This window comes from Enterobacter sp. 186315, assembly GCF_053290175.1.
Map to the genome: position 1 here is coordinate 1 of NZ_JBPTTK010000003.1, position 18,463 is coordinate 18,463.

14 protein-coding genes are annotated in these 18,463 nt (G+C 59.5%); 8 read left to right on the forward strand and 6 right to left on the reverse strand.

Annotated elements, in window-relative coordinates; all coding sequences use genetic code 11:
* Positions 1 to 165: 165 nt before the first annotated feature.
* Complete coding sequence (locus tag ACSVHP_RS04125) at positions 166 to 1,653, reverse strand: SmvA family efflux MFS transporter (RefSeq protein ID WP_447551070.1); 1,488 nt, start codon at positions 1,651 to 1,653, stop codon at positions 166 to 168.
* Positions 1,654 to 1,770: 117 nt separating this feature from the next.
* Between ACSVHP_RS04125 and ACSVHP_RS04130 the strand changes: the two genes are divergently transcribed.
* The 6 genes from ACSVHP_RS04130 to narI all read left to right on the forward strand — a co-directional run bounded on the left by ACSVHP_RS04130 (position 1,771) and on the right by narI (position 10,659).
* Positions 1,771 to 2,346, forward strand: coding sequence for a TetR family transcriptional regulator (locus ACSVHP_RS04130; RefSeq protein ID WP_447551071.1), 576 nt, complete (start codon positions 1,771 to 1,773; stop codon positions 2,344 to 2,346).
* 207 nt (positions 2,347 to 2,553) lie between these two features.
* Positions 2,554 to 3,939, forward strand: coding sequence for a NarK family nitrate/nitrite MFS transporter (locus ACSVHP_RS04135; protein WP_447551072.1), 1,386 nt, complete (start codon positions 2,554 to 2,556; stop codon positions 3,937 to 3,939).
* A gap of 66 nt (positions 3,940 to 4,005) precedes the next feature.
* The gene (locus tag ACSVHP_RS04140) at positions 4,006 to 7,746 is read left to right on the forward strand and encodes a nitrate reductase subunit alpha (protein ID WP_447551073.1); all 3,741 of its coding nucleotides are present in this window, start codon (positions 4,006 to 4,008) and stop codon (positions 7,744 to 7,746) included.
* Positions 7,743 to 9,287, forward strand: coding sequence for a nitrate reductase subunit beta (gene narH / locus ACSVHP_RS04145; protein ID WP_447551074.1), 1,545 nt, complete (start codon positions 7,743 to 7,745; stop codon positions 9,285 to 9,287). The genes ACSVHP_RS04140 and narH overlap by 4 nt, the downstream gene beginning before the upstream one ends.
* Positions 9,287 to 9,982, forward strand: coding sequence for a nitrate reductase molybdenum cofactor assembly chaperone (gene narW, locus ACSVHP_RS04150; RefSeq protein ID WP_234674693.1), 696 nt, complete (start codon positions 9,287 to 9,289; stop codon positions 9,980 to 9,982). Before narH ends, narW begins: the two co-directional genes overlap by 1 nt.
* Positions 9,979 to 10,659 carry a respiratory nitrate reductase subunit gamma gene (gene narI, locus ACSVHP_RS04155; protein ID WP_234674694.1) on the forward strand — a complete coding sequence of 227 codons (681 nt, stop codon included), beginning with the start codon at positions 9,979 to 9,981 and terminating at the stop codon, positions 10,657 to 10,659. The genes narW and narI overlap by 4 nt, the downstream gene beginning before the upstream one ends.
* A 61-nt stretch (positions 10,660 to 10,720) precedes the next feature.
* Here narI and nhoA read toward each other — a convergent pair whose 3' ends face one another.
* The 4 genes from nhoA to ACSVHP_RS04175 all read right to left on the reverse strand — a co-directional run bounded on the left by nhoA (position 10,721) and on the right by ACSVHP_RS04175 (position 14,992).
* The gene (gene nhoA, locus ACSVHP_RS04160) at positions 10,721 to 11,566 is read right to left on the reverse strand and encodes an N-hydroxyarylamine O-acetyltransferase (protein WP_447551075.1); all 846 of its coding nucleotides are present in this window, start codon (positions 11,564 to 11,566) and stop codon (positions 10,721 to 10,723) included.
* A 73-nt stretch (positions 11,567 to 11,639) separates the two neighbouring features.
* Complete coding sequence (locus tag ACSVHP_RS04165; protein WP_447551076.1) at positions 11,640 to 13,295, reverse strand: ABC transporter permease; 1,656 nt, start codon at positions 13,293 to 13,295, stop codon at positions 11,640 to 11,642.
* 39 nt (positions 13,296 to 13,334) lie between these two features.
* Complete coding sequence (locus ACSVHP_RS04170) at positions 13,335 to 14,303, reverse strand: ABC transporter substrate-binding protein (protein ID WP_447551077.1); 969 nt, start codon at positions 14,301 to 14,303, stop codon at positions 13,335 to 13,337.
* Complete coding sequence (locus tag ACSVHP_RS04175; RefSeq protein ID WP_447551078.1) at positions 14,300 to 14,992, reverse strand: ABC transporter ATP-binding protein; 693 nt, start codon at positions 14,990 to 14,992, stop codon at positions 14,300 to 14,302. The genes ACSVHP_RS04170 and ACSVHP_RS04175 overlap by 4 nt, the downstream gene beginning before the upstream one ends.
* 135 nt (positions 14,993 to 15,127) lie before the next feature.
* Here ACSVHP_RS04175 and ACSVHP_RS04180 point away from each other — a divergent pair, with 135 nt between their 5' ends.
* Entirely contained in the window at positions 15,128 to 15,700 is a 573-nt protein-coding gene (locus ACSVHP_RS04180; protein WP_447551079.1) for a flavin reductase family protein, read from the forward strand.
* A 114-nt stretch (positions 15,701 to 15,814) separates the two neighbouring features.
* On the opposite strand, the gene fusA is transcribed toward ACSVHP_RS04180, so the two are convergent.
* On the reverse strand, positions 15,815 to 17,914 hold the full coding sequence (gene fusA, locus ACSVHP_RS04185; protein ID WP_447551080.1) for an elongation factor G: 2,100 nt from the start codon (positions 17,912 to 17,914) through the stop codon (positions 15,815 to 15,817).
* 160 nt (positions 17,915 to 18,074) lie between these two features.
* Between fusA and ACSVHP_RS04190 the strand changes: the two genes are divergently transcribed.
* Positions 18,075 to 18,374 (forward strand): ArsR/SmtB family transcription factor, encoded by a 300-nt coding sequence (locus tag ACSVHP_RS04190; RefSeq protein WP_417315755.1) that lies wholly within the window; start codon positions 18,075 to 18,077, stop codon positions 18,372 to 18,374.
* Positions 18,375 to 18,463 lie beyond the last annotated feature (89 nt).

The window sequence follows — 18,463 nt, forward strand, 5'->3', positions numbered from 1 at the left end:
GTCCATGCGCCTCGCCCCGGCCTTACGGAAACGCTTCGGCGATTTACAGCCGGACGATGGCGTCGCTGTAACTCATTTATCCCTATAAAAATTAATCTCTTCGCTTTAAGACAAAATGACTGAGGATCTCTCAGCCCACAGGCAGAGGAGATAAAACGGTTTTTGTTACGCCTTCGGCACCTTCGCCAGGCTAAACCAAATCCCCACCGCCAGCATCAGCAGCATCCCACCGGCACTGCCCAGCGCCACGCTGTGCGAGGTGATAAACGCCGCTTTCGCTGCGGCAATCACCGACTCGGCCATTGAAGGCGTCAAACCCTGCGCCACCTTCACCGCCTCGCCAATTGACGACGAGGCTTTTTCCACGAGGGACGCGTTTAACCCCTGCGGCAGCTCAATCGATGCCGAGAAGCTGCGGGTCAACAGCAGGCCGAAGATCGCAATCCCCAGCCCCGCCCCCAGCTCGTAGGACATGGTTTCAATCGCCCCGGCGGCGGCGGCCTTCTCTTTTGGCGCGGCGGCCATGATCGCCGACGTGGATGCCAGCAATGCGCTGGCGGCGCTGAAGCCGAGCAGCACCATCAGGCTCCACGCCTGCCACTGCTGGGTGCTGAAATCGAGCAGCGACAGGCCGATAAAGCTCACCGCGCTCAGTCCCATGCCCCCCGCCGCCACGATCCGCAGCCCCAGACGCCCCACCAGCACGCCCGCAATCGGGCCGCTAAATCCGCTGGCAACCATCAGCGGCAGCATAAACATCCCCGCCTCAAACGGCGTAAAGCCGTGCACGAACTGAAGCTCCTGCGCCATCAGCAGTTCGAAGCCCACCAGCGCGATCATGGCAGTCATCGCCATCACCACCCCGCTTAAAATAATGCGGTGGCAAAACAGCCGCATATCGATCATCGGCACGCGGGCGCGCAGCTGAATGCGAATAAACACCCACAGCATCGCCGCGCCGATCGCCAGCGTAGAGGCCACCATCCACGGAGAGAGTGCCCCTTTTAACGCCGTTTTGGCGCTGTAGACCAGCAGCAATATCGCGACGATCAGCATAACGGCGTGGCTGATGTTGAGCGGCTGCTCGGGCCGCCCCTGCTGCGCCGGGACAAAACGCGCGGCGAGAGACACGACCACCAACACGATCGGGACGTTAATCAAAAAGACCGATCCCCAGTAGAAATGCTCAAGCAGCATCCCGCCGATCAGCGGGCCAAAGGCCGCGCCGCCGGATCCCACCGCCGCCCAGACGCCCAGCGCGATATTGCGCTCGCGCGCGTTGACGAACAGCGTGCGGATCCCCGCAAGCGTCGCCGGAATGATCATCGCCGCACCAATCGCCAGCGAGGCGCGCGCGGCAATCAGCCAGCCTGCGGACGGCGCAAACGCCGCCGCCAGCGAAGAGAGACCAAACAGCGTACTGCCGATCATTAACAGGCGCTTAAAGCCAATGCGATCGCCCAGCGCTCCCATCGGCAGCACCATACCCGCCATCACCAGCGAGTAGATATCGATGATCCACAGCAGCTCATTACCGCTGGCCCCCAGCGTCATGCTCAGCGTTGGCGCAGCCACGTGCAGCACCGTCGCGTCAATCGCCACTGGAATATAAACCAGCACGATAATCACTAATGCTAACCACTGACGAAACATAAATTTCCTTTTCACTTAAAAACCTGGACACATGTCCAGAACGCGATCCTACTTAAAGTTGAACACTTGTCCAGCCCTTTGTTACACTTGTTTCATCGCCATTGAGAGTGAGAAAAAATGCGTTATCTGAGCAAGGACGAACGTCGGGAAGAGATCCTCCAGGCCGCCATGCGGGTTGCCCTGAGCGAAGGGCTGGCCGCGATGACGGTAAGACGTATTGCGACGGAAGCGGGCGTCGCCACGGGACAGGTACACCACCACTTCGCCTCCGGCGGTGAGCTAAAATCGCTGGCCTTTGTACGGCTGATCCGCGCCCTGCTGGATGCGGACGTGGTGGCTGAAAACGCCAGCTGGCGGGAGCGCCTGCACGCGATGCTGGGCAGCGATGACGGCGGTTTTGAGCCGTACATCCGCTTATGGCGGGAAGCACAGCTGCTGGCGACGCGCGATCCGGAGATCAAAAGCGCCTACGTCATGACGATGGAAATGTGGCATCAGGAAACGGTCGCCATTATTCGCGCGGGCGCGGATGAAAAAGCCTTTACCCTTTCCGACCGGCCAGAAAATATTGCGTGGCGTCTAATCGGCCTGGTCTGCGGCCTGGATGGAATATACGTTTTAAATATGCCTGATATGGATGACGCCGCGTTTAATAATCATCTTGATAAGTTAATCAGCCTCGAATTGTATTAATACTCACTATGGAGTATTAATTTCTGCCTACAGTTACAATTAGTAACACATAAAGCGAACCCTCTTTATCATTACAATCTCTGGGGTTCGCTTTTTTATCTATCCTTTCAGAAGCATCCTAAAACATCCAATAACCTCACAAATCAACATCTTCCATTTCATTGTTTTCATTCCATTTTTTCTTTTTTGAGAAAGTATGAGGGCGATATGTCACAACAAAGTGAGAAGAATAATCATTATCTGTTGAGTAACTGGAAACCGGAAAACGCGCAATTTTGGGAGAACAAAGGGAAACATATCGCACGAAGAAACCTTTGGATCTCCGTCGCTTGTCTGCTGCTGGCGTTTTGCGTCTGGATGTTATTTAGCGCCGTTACGGTCAATCTGAATAAAGTCGGTTTTAATTTCACGACCGACCAGCTCTTCATGTTAACCGCCCTGCCTTCCCTTTCCGGTGCGATATTACGCGTGCCCTATTCCTTTATGGTGCCCATATTTGGCGGGCGCTACTGGACGGTATTAAGCACCGTGATTTTAATCGTTCCCTGCGTCTGGCTGGGGATCGCCGTACAGAATGCCGCTACGCCGTACTGGGTATTTATTATCATCGCCCTGTTGTGCGGGTTTGCCGGCGCCAACTTTGCCTCCAGCATGGGTAACATCAGCTTCTTCTTCCCGAAAGCGAAACAGGGCAGCGCGCTGGGCATTAACGGCGGGCTGGGCAACCTCGGCGTGAGCGTAATGCAGATGGTCGCGCCTTTGGTTATCTTCCTCCCCATGTTTACCTTCCCGGGCGTACACGGCGTGGCTCAGGAAGACGGTTCGACCCTGTGGCTGGCGAACGCGGCGTGGATCTGGGCCCCGCTTTTGCTGCTGGCGACCCTCGCCGCCTTCTTTGGCATGAACGATATCGCCAGCTCGAAGGCCTCGATCGCCAGCCAGCTTCCGGTGCTAAAGCGCTTTCACCTGTGGCTGTTGAGCCTGCTGTATCTCGCAACGTTCGGCTCGTTTATCGGCTTCTCGGCGGGCTTTGCCATGCTGTCGAAAACCCAGTTCCCTGACGTCAATATTCTGCACCTCGCCTTCTTCGGGCCGCTGATCGGCGCGCTGGCGCGCTCGGCGGGTGGGATGATCTCCGACCGGCTCGGCGGCGTGCGCGTAACGCTCGTCAACTTCGTTTTTATGGCGATTTTCAGCGCGCTTATCTTCCTCACGCTCCCCGGCTCCGGTTCCGGCAGCTTTATCGCCTTTTATCTGGTGTTTATGGGGCTGTTCCTGACCGCCGGTCTGGGCAGCGGCTCGACCTTCCAGATGATTGCGGTGATTTTCCGCCAAATCACCCTCACCCGCGTGAAGGCGCAGGGCGGCAGCGATGAGCAGGCGCAGCACGAGGCGGTGACCGAAACCGCCGCCGCGCTCGGCTTTATCTCCGCCATCGGTGCCGTCGGCGGCTTCTTTATCCCCAAAGCCTTTGGCACCTCGCTGGCAATGACCGGCTCCCCGGTCGGCGCCATGAAGGTGTTCCTCGTGTTTTACATCGTTTGCGTGTTCGTCACCTGGCTGGTGTATGGCCGCAAGTCCGCAAAAAAATAATAACGATATCCTCGCCGGAGGATGCGCAGCGCCCTTCGGCCATCTGACTGAAGCAGGAGAAATGTCATGAGTAAACTGTTGGACCGCTTTCGTTATTTCAAAACCAAAGGCGACAGTTTCGCCAACGGTCACGGACAGGTGTACAACACCAACCGCGACTGGGAGGACAGCTACCGCCAGCGCTGGCAGTTCGACAAAATCGTGCGCTCCACCCACGGCGTGAACTGCACCGGCTCCTGTAGCTGGAAGATCTACGTCAAAAACGGGCTGGTCACCTGGGAAACGCAGCAAACCGACTATCCCCGCACCCGCCCCGACCTGCCGAACCACGAGCCGCGCGGCTGCCCGCGAGGCGCAAGCTACTCCTGGTATCTCTACAGCGCCAACCGCCTGAAATATCCGCTGGTGCGCCGCAAGCTGATTGAGCTGTGGCGCGAGGCGCTGGCGCAGCACACCGATCCGGTGCTGGCCTGGGACGCCATCCAGAACGATCCGCAAAAAGCCCAGAGCTATAAGCGGGCCCGCGGTCACGGTGGGTTTATTCGCTCGAACTGGAAAGAGCTCAATCAGCTGATTGCCGCCGCCAACGTCTGGACGATTAAGAACTTTGGCCCGGATCGCGTCGCCGGGTTCTCGCCGATCCCGGCGATGTCGATGGTCTCTTACGCCGCCGGAACGCGCTATCTTTCGCTGCTCGGCGGCACTTGCCTGAGCTTTTACGACTGGTACTGCGATTTACCCCCTGCCTCGCCGATGACGTGGGGCGAGCAAACCGACGTGCCGGAGTCCGCCGACTGGTACAACTCCAGCTATATCATCGCCTGGGGCTCGAACGTGCCGCAGACCCGTACCCCCGACGCCCACTTCTTTACCGAAGTGCGCTACAAAGGCACCAAAACCATTGCGATCACGCCGGACTTCTCCGAGGTTGCCAAGCTGAGCGATCAGTGGCTGGCGCCGAAACAGGGCACCGACAGCGCGCTGGCGATGGCCATGGGCCATGTGATCCTCAAAGAGTTCCACCTCGATAATCCGAGCGAGTATTTCCTTAACTACTGCCGCCGCTACACCGATATGCCGATGCTGGTGCTGCTCGACGAGCAGGCCGACGGGCGCGTCGTGCCGGGGCGGATGCTGCGCGCCTCGGATCTGGCGGACGGGCTTGGCGAGGCCAATAACCCGGAGTGGAAGACCGTTGCCTTTGATATCGCCGGAAACCTGGTGGCGCCCAACGGCTCCATTGGCTTCCGCTGGGGCGAAAAAGGCAAATGGAACCTCGAATCGCTGGCGGCAGGCCAGGAAACCGAGCTGACGCTTTCGCTGCTTATTACCCACGACAGCATCGCGGACGTCGCCTTCCCCTACTTTGGCGGCAACGAAAACCCGCATTTCCGCAGCGTGAAGCAGGAGCCGGTATTGACCCGCCGCGTGCCGAGCAAAACGTTGACCCTCGCCGACGGCAGCCAGAAACGCGTAGTCAGCGTTTACGATCTGGTGCTGGCAAACTACGGCCTCGACCGCGGACTGGAAGACAGCAACGCCGCGCAAGATTTTGCTGAGATCAAAGCCTACACCCCGGCCTGGGGCGAGCAGATCACCGGCGTGCCGCGCCGCCATATTGAGCAGATCGCCCGCGAGTTCGCCGATACCGCGAACAAAACCCACGGCCGCTCGATGATCATCCTCGGTGCCGGGGTGAACCACTGGTATCACATGGACATGAACTACCGGGGGATGATCAACATGCTGGTCTTCTGCGGCTGCGTCGGGCAAAGCGGCGGCGGCTGGTCGCACTACGTCGGCCAGGAAAAGCTGCGTCCGCAAACCGGCTGGCTGCCGCTGGCCTTCGCGCTGGACTGGAACCGCCCGCCGCGCCAGATGAACAGCACCTCCTACTTCTACAACCACGCCAGCCAATGGCGCTATGAGAAGCTCACCGCACGGGAGCTGCTCTCTCCGCTGGCGGACGCGTCGAAATTTACCGGGCATCTGATCGACTTCAACGTTCGCGCCGAGCGCATGGGCTGGCTGCCGTCCGCCCCACAGCTCAACCTCAATCCGCTGCACATCAAAGCCCGTGCCGACGCGGCGGGCATGACGCCGCAGGAGTACACCGTTCAGGGGCTGAAGTCGGGCGACGTGCGCTTCGCCTGCGAGCAGCCGGATAACGGCAAAAACCACCCGCGCAACCTCTTCGTCTGGCGCTCGAACCTGCTCGGCTCCTCCGGGAAAGGCCACGAGTACATGCTCAAGTACCTGCTGGGCACCGAAAGCGGCATTCAGGGGGAAGATTTAGGCTCGACCGATGACGTGAAGCCGGAAGAGGTGGAGTGGCAGACGGCCGCCATCGAGGGCAAGCTCGACCTGCTGGTGACGCTCGACTTCCGCATGTCCAGCACCTGCCTGTTCTCCGATATCGTGCTGCCGACCGCCACCTGGTATGAGAAAGACGACATGAATACCTCGGATATGCATCCGTTTATTCACCCGCTTTCCGCCGCCGTCGACCCGGCGTGGGAGTCCCGCAGCGACTGGGAAATCTACAAGGGCATCGCTAAGGTCTTCTCCGAGGTCTGCGTGGGCCATCTGGGCACCGAAACAGACGTGGTGCTCCAGCCGCTACAGCACGACTCCCCGGGGGAACTCTCCCAGCCGTTCGATATTCAGGACTGGCGCAAGGGCGAATGCGATTTAGTCCCCGGTAAAACCGCGCCGAACATCGCCGTGGTCGAGCGCAACTATCCGGAAACCTACGAGCGCTTTACCTCGCTCGGGCCGCTGCTCGATAAGCTCGGCAACGGCGGAAAAGGCATTTCGTGGAACACGCAGAACGAGGTCGATTTCCTCGGCAAGCTCAACTACGTGAAGCTCGACGGCCCGGCGAAAGGCCGCCCGCGCATTGAAACGGCCATTGATGCATCGGAGGTGATCCTCGCTCTGGCACCGGAAACTAACGGTCAGGTGGCGGTCAAGGCCTGGGAGGCGCTGGGCAAACTGACCGGGCGCGATCACACCCATCTCGCCATCAACAAGGAAGACGAAAAAATCCGCTTCCGCGATATCCAGGCGCAGCCGCGTAAGATCATCTCCAGCCCCACCTGGTCCGGCCTTGAGAGCGAGCATGTGTCGTATAACGCCGGATACACCAACGTTCACGAGCTGATCCCGTGGCGCACGATTTCCGGCCGTCAGCAGCTGTATCAGGATCACGCGTGGATGCGCGCCTTCGGGGAGAGCCTGGTAGCCTATCGTCCGCCAATTGACACCCGCAGCGTGACCCACATGCGCGAGATCCCGCCAAACGGCTTCCCGGAAAAAGCGCTCAACTTCCTGACGCCGCACCAGAAATGGGGCATTCACTCCACCTACAGCGAAAATCTGTTAATGCAAACCCTGTCGCGCGGCGGGCCAATTGTCTGGATCAGCGAAACCGACGCCCGCGAGCTGGACATCGAGGACAACGACTGGATCGAGTGCTTCAACGCCAACGGCGCCCTCACCGCCCGCGCGGTGGTCAGCCAGCGCGTGCCGCCGGGCATGACCATGATGTACCACGCCCAAGAGCGCATCCTGAATATTCCGGGTTCAGAAGTGACCGGACGGCGAGGCGGCATTCACAACTCGGTGACACGCGTCTGCCCGAAACCGACGCACATGATCGGCGGCTACGCGCAGCTGGCCTACAGCTTTAACTACTACGGCACCGTCGGCTCCAACCGCGACGAGTTCATCATGATCCGCAAAATGAAAAACATTAACTGGCTGGACGGCGAAGGTCGGGATCAGGTTCAGGAGGCGAAAAAATGAAAATACGCTCACAGGTTGGCATGGTACTGAATCTCGATAAATGCATCGGCTGCCACACCTGCTCGGTGACCTGTAAGAACGTCTGGACCGGGCGCGAAGGCATGGAATACGCGTGGTTTAACAACGTCGAAACCAAACCGGGGATCGGCTATCCGAAAAACTGGGAAGATCAGGACGAGTGGCAAGGCGGCTGGATCCGGGGGATTCACGGCAAGCTGACCCCGCGTCTGGGCAGCAAGCTCGGCGTGCTGTCGAAGATTTTCTCGAACCCCGTCATGCCGCAAATCGACGATTACTATGAGCCGTTCACCTTTGACTATCAGGATCTGCACCGCGCGCCCGATGGCGATCACCTGCCAACCGCCCGCCCACGCTCGTTAATCGACGGCAAGCGAATGGACAAAATCGTCTGGGGGCCTAACTGGGAGAAGCTGCTCGGCGGCGAGTTTGAGAAGCGCGCCCGCGACCGTAACTTCCAGAAGATCCAGAAAGAGATGTACGGCCAGTTTGAAAACACCTTCATGATGTACCTGCCGCGCCTGTGCGAACACTGCCTGAACCCGAGCTGTGCCGCCACCTGTCCGAGCGGCGCGATCTACAAGCGCGAAGAGGACGGCATCGTGCTGATCGACCAGGACAAATGCCGCGGCTGGCGTCTGTGCATCAGCGGCTGTCCGTACAAAAAAATCTACTTCAACTGGAAAAGCGGCAAGTCCGAGAAGTGTATTTTCTGCTATCCGCGCATTGAGTCCGGCCAGCCGACCGTCTGCTCGGAAACCTGCGTCGGGCGTATTCGCTACCTCGGCGTGCTGCTGTATGACGCGGATCGTATCGAAGAGGCGGCGAGCACCGAGCATGAAACGGATCTGTACGAGCGCCAGTGCGACGTGTTCCTGAACCCGAACGACCCGGCGGTAATCGAAGAGGCGCTGAAACAGGGCATTCCGCAGAACGTGATCGACGCGGCCCAGCGCTCCCCGGTCTACAAAATGGCGATGGACTGGAAGCTCGCCCTGCCGCTGCACCCGGAGTACCGCACCCTGCCGATGGTCTGGTACGTGCCGCCGCTGTCGCCAATTCAGTCTTACGCGGACGCGGGCGGCCTGCCGATGAACGACGGCGTTCTTCCTGCCGTGGAAAACCTGCGCATCCCGGTGCAGTACCTGGCGAACATGCTCAGCGCGGGCGATACCGGCCCGGTGCTGCGCGCCCTAAAGCGCATGATGGCGATGCGCCACTATAAGCGTTCCCAGACCGTTGAAGGCGTGACCGACACCCGCGCCATCGAAGAGGTCGGCCTGACGGAAGAACAGGTTGAGGAGATGTACCGCTATCTGGCGATTGCGAACTACGAGGACCGCTTCGTGATCCCGACCAGCCATCGTGAAATGGCGCGCGACGCCTTCCCGGAGAAAAACGGCTGCGGCTTTACCTTCGGCGACGGCTGCCACGGCTCCGACACCAAATTCAACCTCTTCAACAGCAGCCGCATTGACGCGATTAACATCACCGAGGTGCGCGATCACGGGGAGGGAGAATAATGCAGATCCTTAAAATCATCGCGCTGCTGATCGAGTATCCCGACGAGGCCCTTTGGGAGAGCCGCGACGAAGCGATTTCCCTGATTGCGCAGGAGGCGCCCTCGCTGCTGCCGTTTGTGCAGCAGCACCTTAGCGCCCCGCTGCTCGATAAACAGGCCGAGTGGTGCGAAGTGTTTGAACGCGGGCGCGCGACCTCGCTGCTGCTGTTCGAGCATGTTCACGCGGAGTCACGCGATCGCGGTCAGGCGATGGTCGATCTTATGAGCCAGTACGAAAAGGCCGGGCTGGAGCTGGACTGCCGGGAGCTGCCAGACTACCTGCCGCTCTATCTGGAGTATCTGAGCATTGTGACCGACGCCGACGCGCGGGAGGGGCTGCAAAACGTCGCGCCGATCCTGGCGCTGATTGGCGGGCGGCTCAAACAGCGCGGCGTGGCGCATTATCAGCTGTTTGACGCCCTGCTCGCGCTGGCGGGCAGCCGCCTCTCCAGCGACAGCGTAACGAAGCAGGTGTCTGGCGAAAAGCGGGACGACACCCGTCAGGCGCTGGACGCCGTCTGGGAAGAGGAACAGGTGAAATTTATCGAAGACAACGCGACGTCGTGCGATAGCTCGCCGATGCAGCAATATCAACGACGCTTTAGCCAGGACGTCGCGCCGCAGTACGTGGACGTCAGCGCCGGAGGCCCAAAATGATGCACTACCTCAACGTGTTTTTTTATGACATCTACCCTTACATCTGCGCCACCGTCTTTTTCCTCGGCAGCTGGTTGCGCTACGACTACGGGCAATACACCTGGCGCGCCTCGTCAAGCCAGCTTCTCAGCAAGCGCGGCATGAACTGGGCGTCTAACCTGTTCCATATCGGGATCCTGGGGATTTTCTTCGGGCATCTGTTCGGTATGTTAACCCCGCACTGGATGTACGCCTGGTTTCTGCCCGTCGCGGTCAAACAGCAGCTGGCAATGATGGCCGGCGGCGTGTGCGGCGTGCTGACGCTGATCGGCGGCTCGATGCTGCTCTACCGCCGCCTGTTCAACCAGCGCGTGCGCGCCACGTCCACCACGCCGGATATCATTATCATGAGCATCCTGCTCATCCAGTGCATCCTCGGGCTGACCACCATTCCTTTCTCCGCGCAGTATCCGGACGGAAGCGAGATGATGAAGCTGGTCGGCTGGGCGCAGGGCATTGTGACGTTTAAAGGCGGTTCGTCGGAAATGCTGAGCGGCGTGGCGCCTATCTTCCGCGTTCATCTGGTGCTGGGGATGACCATTTTCCTCATCTTCCCGTTTACGCGGCTGGTTCACGTCTGGAGCGCGCCGTTTGAGTATTTCACCCGGCGGTATCAGGTGGTGAGATCGCGGAGATGATTTGTCGGGTGGCGAGGTAAGGTTTATTCCCTCTCCCTGTGGGAGAGGGTTAGGGTGAGGGCTATTTCCCGGCCTGCGGATGCGTTTCAAACCCCGCCATTACCGCCGTCAGCTCTGCCTCTGAAAACCCGTGCTTCGGGTCGTCCACGCCAAGACCAAACCGCTCCTGCATCAGCTGATAAAGCGCCGCCGCGTCCGGCAGGTGGATCTGCTCCTCAACGTGGCCGTTCAGCCAGTGGGTGAAGTGAAAGTTGGTCAGCGTCAGCTTGCCGCCGTCCGGCAGATGGCGACACATCAACAAATGGTGGCGGAAATGCGACTGCGGCCAGTGTGCCGACCAGAAGTTCCCCATCACGTAGTCGCTGAAATACTGGGTCGTCAGGTCAAAGTGATACATCGACTGCCAGTGCTCGTGATGGCGGAACTGCAACACCCAGTCGTTGCCTTCGCTCAGCAAACGATACAGCCCGTGCGGCGTTTCCTGTTCTTCGTTGGCAAGCAGCCGAATCGGCGCCGTCAGCGTCTGGCCACCAAAGCCGACGTCCGCAATCCAGCGTTCGCCGTTAAGCTCTACCAGCAGCAGGCGGTGCGTGCGCGGCGGCATCTGCGGCGGGTTCGCCAGCACCACCCGCCCCAGCACGCTGCGAACGGTAAAGCCCACTTCGCGCAAGGCGCGCTCAAACAGGCCGTTCTGTTCGAAACAATAGCCCCCGCGTCGCGCGGTCACCAGCTTGTCGACCAGACACTGGTCGTCGAGGTGGATCTCACGCGGCAAAACTACGTCGATATTCTCGAACGGAATCGCGCAGTTATGATGTAAATGCAGCGCGCGCAGGGTGTCGATATCCACCGAGGCAGGCTGTTGCCAGCCGATACGGGCGAAATAGGCGCTCAGAAATGGGGACATGTCATCGTTTCCTTGTAATGAGATGCCATGTTTATAAACTATTTTTGGCCCTCCACTTTTATAAAAATGCTTTTTATCGCTGGCCGCCGCGCCGAACAATGGTCAGCGCGCTTAGCATCAGTATCAATCCGGTCAGCAACGTCAGGGTGGCCATCGCCATCCCTTGCCCTACAGAGCCTTGCTCAAACTGCCGCCAGATAAACACCGATACCGTCTGGGTGCCCGCAGGGGCAAGCAGCAGCGAGGTGACCAGTTCGCGAGAAGCAATCGCAAACACCATCAGCATCGCCGCCAGCAGCGCCGGAGAAACCAGCGGCAGCACGACAAACCGCAGCGCCTGAAACGCGGACGCGCCGTGAACCCGCGCGGCGGGCTCCAGGTTGCCGCCAAGCTGGCGCAGCGCGCTGCCCACGTAGCGCACCGGCCAGGGCAGCAGCAAACAGCAATAGGAGAGCAGCAGCATGCCCCAGGTGTTATAGGGCGACACGGGCCAGAAAGGCTGATTCCACAGCAGGATCAACCCCACGCCCACGACGACCCCCGGCAGCGCGGCGGGCATCAGCGACAGCGCATCAAGCACCCCGCGCCCTTTTATCTTCTGCACAACCACCAGCCAGGAGGCCGTCAGCCCTAAGGCGCCGGTGATACAGGCAGCGGCAAGCGCCAGCGACAGGCTCGTGCCGAGCGCCGACAGCGCATCCCCCTGCTGGCTAAACAGCGCCGCGTAGTGTGACAACGTCACGTTAGAAAGCGTAACGCCGCCGGACAGGGTGCCCAACACGCCGGATAACATCATCGATGCGCCGGGCAGGATCGCGGCAATCGTGCCCGTGAGCGCCATCAGCAGCACTATCGGCAAGGTAAACACACCCGCGTCCGCCCCGCTGTTTTCCGTCGGTTTGCCGGTGATACTGGTGACGTCATGATGCCCGGTCAGTTTTTTCTGTACGCCCCACGCGAAGAGCGCAATCGCCACCAGCACTACGGAGAGCATCGATGCCCCCGAGAGATCGACAGGCCAGTCCGCAAGTTTCTTTTCAATATCGGTGGTCAGCATCAACACCCCGGCCCGCGAGCCGAGCGCGGCAGGTACGCCAAACTCCTCAATCGCCAGAGTAAACGCCAGCAGCATTCCTGCCGCCAGCGCCGGAGAGAGCATCGGCAGCGTGATATGCCAGAAGGCCCTGCCCGCGCTTGCCCCGTGAACCCGGGCGACCCGCGCCAGCCGCTGCCCGCTCGCCAGTAAACTGCGTGAAACGGCAAAATAGACCACCGGGAAAATGTTCAGGGCCATCACCAGCACGATCCCGGTTTTGCTGAACAGCAGATCGTTGAGGTTAATCCCGGTTAGCTGCTGCAAATAGCCGTTAGTTTGCAGCACCAGCATCCACGACAGCGCGGCGATATAGGGCGGTGTCAAAAACGGGATCAGGAACAGCAGATCCCACAGGCGCGGACACGGCAGATCTAACAGCCCGCGCGCTACCCCGAGCGGAAAGCCGATCAGCGCGCTGACCAGCGCCACGCCGAGGGCTATCTGGATCGTCCCGCCCAGCATGGCGGGCAGCTGCGGCTCGGCAAGCAGGGTTTGCACGCCGCTAAACGCCCCGGTAAGCACCCCGCCGCTAAACTGTGGAAAAACAGCCTGTAGGGCGATAAACGACAACGGCAGCGCCACCAGGATAACCAGCAGCGCCAGCGTTATCGCGGAAATAAGTCGTTGATTCACAGAATGTTCCTGAAGACGGGGTGGCCCCCGTCAGGTGGATTACAGTGAGAAAATGGCGTTGAAGCGCTTAAGGATATCGCTACGCTCGCTGGCGCCGTCGCTTTTGGTTGGCAACACCTTCAGCGCGTTCAGCAGCGGGCGCTTCGCGTTGACATCTTCGCGGGCAGGCATCAGCCAGGCGTCGGCTACCATCGCCTGACCCTCCGCTGAGAGCACGTAATCGACAAACGCTTTGGCGTCATCGGCGTGCTGAGTGGATTTGAGGATCATCATCGGACGCGGCGCAATCACCGTCCCGCTGGCCGGGAAGATCACCTTGAGGGATTCGCCCTGGCTGATATTGCCGTAAGAGACATAATCCACCGCGCCAAATACCGCCGCCTTCGCCCCCTGCATCACCGGCGTCACCGCCTGCGCGTTCGGGCCGCTGACGACCATCCCGTTCTTTTTCAGTGCGTCAAACAGCGACCAGGCTTTTTCGCCCATGCCGTTTTGCAGACCGATCAGCAAATCCAGCGACGCCCCGGAGAGCGCCGGGTCGGGCGTGGTCACTTTGTCCTTAAAGGCCTCGGCGGTCAGGTCCTGCCACTCTTTCGGCTCCGGCGTTCCGCTTTGGGTGTTCCAGACGATCCCCAGTGCAGAAATGCCCTGCGCGACAAAATCGGCAGATTTGAGGCTGGCAGGCACCTTTTCCGCGTTGGCGCTCTGGTACGGCAGCAGCCAGCCGCGATTGTGCAGATCTTCCGCGGTATCCCAGGACGCGGAGATCAAAATGTCGGCCTGCGGGTTGGCCTGTTCGGCTTCCAGACGCGCCATCACCTTACCGGTGGTCGCCTGAAAGATATCCACTTTAACGCCGGTTTTCTTTTCAAACCCGGAGCCCAGATTTTTGGCCAGCGATCCCGGCCCTGCGGTATAGACCGTCAGCGCGTGGGCGCTGGACATCATGACAGACGATAACGCCATCGCGAGCAGAACTCCTTTTTTTACGGACATAGCGGCTTTCATGCAAACTCCCCAGAGGATGAAATCAAACGATCGGCAGCGACGCTGCCAGCGGATAAATGCACGATGCGATCGGCCAGAATTTCAGCCTCCCGGCGATCGTGGGTAACGTACACGGCGGTGGTTCCGAGCTGGCGCAGCAGCGTGGCCATCTCCTGACACAGAGATCCACGCAGTTCGCTGTCGAGATTGGAGAGCGGTTCATCAAAGAGCAGGATGCGGGGTTCAGCGACAATCGCCCGGGCGAGCGCCACGCGCTGCTGCTGGCCGCCGGACAATCCGGCGGGTTTTCGCCCGGCGAACTCCGCGAGTCCCACGCGCGACAACGCTCGCGCTACGCGGTTTTCGCGTTCCCGGCGCGGAATATTTCGCATCGTTAATGGGAAAGCCACGTTTTGCGCGACGGTCATGTGCGGCCACAGGGCGTAGTCCTGGAATACCATGCCGATATCGCGCGCCTCTGGCGGCAATAACCACCCTGCTTTCGCCACCAGACGGTCACCGAAGTGCAGTTCCCCGTCAGCAGGCTGAGCCAGCCCGGCAAGCAGACGCAGCAGCGTACTTTTCCCGCACCCTGAAGGCCCCAGCAGCGCAACCACGCTACCCGCCTCAATGTGCAGATCGATCTGATTTAAAACGGTATTGCTCCCAAAAGCGTACGACACGCCTTTGAGCGTTATGGAGGTGAGCATCTTGTTATCCTCTTTGGGATTTACTGCCCGCCACTCTAGGGCGTGCGTGTGACGAAAACATGACGTCAATGTTGCGTCTTGATTTCGTATCGCCATCAGACGTTTAATGCCTCAGTCATCCAGAGAGGAAAACCTATGAGCGCGTTTCGTCCCGTTGAGTTAAAACATGCCAGCCGTCTGCTGAACCACGGCCCGACCGTGCTGATCACCAGCCATGATGAAAGCATTGACCGCCGTAACGTGATGGCGGCGGCGTGGTCAATGCCCGTTGAGTTCGAGCCGCCGCGCATTGCGATTGTGGTGGATAAAAGCGCCTGGTCCCGCGAGCTGATTGAGCGCAGCGGTAAGTTTGGCATCGTGATCCCGGGCGTCGCCGCCGCAAACTGGACCTATGCGGTCGGCAGCGTCAGCGGTCGGGATGAAGATAAGTTCAACTGTTACGGGATCCCGGTGGTGAATGGCCCCGAACTGGGTCTGCCGGTGATCGAAGAGAAGTGTCTGGCGTGGATGGAGTGTCGGCTGCTGCCCGCGACGTCGGCGGCAGAGAAATACGACACGCTGTTTGGCGAAGTGGTGTCCGCGGCTGCGGATGAGCGGGCGTTTATCGCGGGGCGCTGGCAGTTTGACGGGGATAAGCTGAATACGCTACATCACCTGGGAGCGGGGACGTTTGTGACGAGTGGGAAGATGGTGAAGGCGCTGGAGTGACTTTAAAAATTAACTCCTTACACAGCAGCAAAAAAGAGGAGGTGAAGGGAATGACCACGACGGTCGTCTGTTTCCCCTCACCCCAACCCTCTCCCAAAGGAGAGGGAGTAATGATTACTTCGTGCGTCCCGCGATGATTTCATCCGCTACATTACGCGGGGCTTCCGCATAATGATGGAACTCCATCGTGTAGGTTGCCCGTCCCTGCGACATCGAACGCAGCGTGGTGGCATACCCAAACATCTCGGCCAGCGGCACGTCAGCGCGGATAATCTGGCTGCCGTACTGCTCTTCCATGCCCTGCACCATGCCGCGACGGGAAGAGAGATCGCCCATGATATTTCCGGCGTACTCTTCCGGCGTTTCCACCTCGACGTGCATCACCGGCTCCAGGATCGCCGGATCGGCCCTGCGCGCGCCCTCTTTAAAACCGAGGATCGCCGCCATGCGGAACGCCATCTCCGAGGAGTCGACGTCGTGATACGAGCCAAACGTCAGGGTCGCTTTCACGTCTACCACCGGATAACCCGCCAGCACGCCCGTGTTCATGGCTTCGCGCAGCCCTTTTTCCACTGAAGGAATGTACTCGCGCGGCACCACGCCGCCTTTGGTGGCATCTTCAAATTTGAAGCCGCTGCCCGGCTCAAGCGGTTCCAGGCTCAGCACCACGTGTCCGTACTGCCCTTTACCGCCAGACTGACGCACAAATTTCCCTTCGATATCCTTCACCGCTTTGCGCAGGGTTTCACGATAGGTCACCTGCGGACGGCCGATGTTGGCTTCGACGTTAAACTCGCGCTTCATGCGGTCGACGATAATTTCCAGATGCAGCTCGCCCATCCCGGAGATAATCGTCTGGCCGGACTCTTCATCGGTATGCAGACGGAACGACGGATCTTCTGCCGCCAGGCGCTGCAACGCGATGCCCATTTTCTCCTGATCCGCCTTGGTTTTTGGCTCAATCGCCAGGGAGATCACCGGATCCGGGAACTCCATGCGCTCAAGGGTAATCACCGCGTTCGGATCGGTCAGGGTATCCCCGGTGGTGACATCTTTCAGCCCCACGCAGGCGGCGATATCCCCGGTACGCAGTTCGTCCACCTCATGACGATCGTTCGCGTGCATCAGCACAATACGCCCGATACGCTCTTTCTTCCCTTTCACCGGGTTATAGACCGCATCGCCTTTTTTCAGCACGCCGGAATAGACGCGGATAAAGGTCAGCTGCCCGACGTAAGGGTCGCTCATCAGCTTGAACGCCAGCGCCGAGAACGGCTCGTCATCGCTTGGGTGACGCTCGGCGTGCTGCCCTTTTTCATCTACGCCATCAATAGCAGGAACGTCCAGCGGGGACGGCATCAGCTCAATCACGGCATCAAGCATTCGCTGCACGCCTTTGTTTTTAAAGGCGCTGCCGCACAGCATCGGCTGGATTTCACCGGCGATGGTGCGAATACGCAGGCCGCGAATGATATCGGCCTCGTCCAGCTCGCCCGTTTCCAGATAGTTATCCATCAGGTCGTCGCTGGCTTCCGCCGCGGCCGACACCATTTTTTCACGCCATTCCTGGGCGGTGCTAAGCAGGTCGTCCGGCACGGGCGCATAGGTAAATGCCATGCCCTGGGTGGCATCGTCCCAGACAATGCTGCGCATTTTGATCAGATCGACCACGCCGGAGAAGGTGTCTTCCGCCCCTACCGGGATCACAATCGGCACCGGGTTGGCTTTCAGGCGCTCCTGCATCATTCGCACGACGCGGAAGAAGTCCGCCCCCGGACGGTCCATTTTATTGACGAAGGCGATGCGCGGAACGTGATACTTGTTCGCCTGGCGCCAGACGGTTTCCGACTGAGGCTGCACGCCGCCCACGGAGTCATACACCATCACCGCGCCGTCGAGCACGCGCATGGAACGTTCCACTTCGATGGTGAAATCCACGTGCCCCGGGGTGTCGATAATGTTGATCCGGTGCGGCTCAAAGCCTCTGTCCATACCCGGCCAGAAGCAGCTGACGGCTGCGGAGGTAATGGTGATCCCGCGCTCTTGCTCCTGCGCCATCCAGTCGGTTGTTGCCGCGCCATCGTGTACTTCACCCAGTTTGTGGCTCATTCCGGTATAAAACAGAATGCGCTCGGTGGTGGTTGTTTTACCGGCATCGATATGCGCGGAGATACCGATGTTGCGATAACGTTCGAGAGGGATGGGTCGGGGCATGATAAATCCTTAGTCATTAAGACAGGTATGTGACGACCGGAATGGTCGCGCGTTTGTTCGTTTGCTATAATAGTCGCATTGTACGAGTATTATCGAACTATTTTGACAAGGTTGAACTATTGTTGATATAGCTCAATCTGATGAATCACGCAGGAAAACTATGATCCCTAACCATCCCGAACCTGAACAAATACTGCTGGAAAACGTGCTGTTTGCCCTCGGCAACCCGCTACGCCTGTCGATTGTCCGCCGTCTTGCCGACGGCAGCGAACTGAGCTGCAACGCCCTGCGCCCGGAAGAGGTCGTGAAATCGACCATGACCCATCACTGGCGCGTTTTGCGCGACAGCGGCGTGGTGTGGCAACGCCCGCAGGGGCGAGAGAATATGATTTCACTGCGACGCGAGGATCTGGACGCCCGCTTTCCCGGGCTGATGGCGATTTTGTTGCAGGTGAAGTGAATACCAGAACGGGTAGGTTTGGCCCGTATCGCTGGCTCCACCTGCCCGGCATAAGTAGAATCTCATCGAATTATCATGTTGGCAGGCTT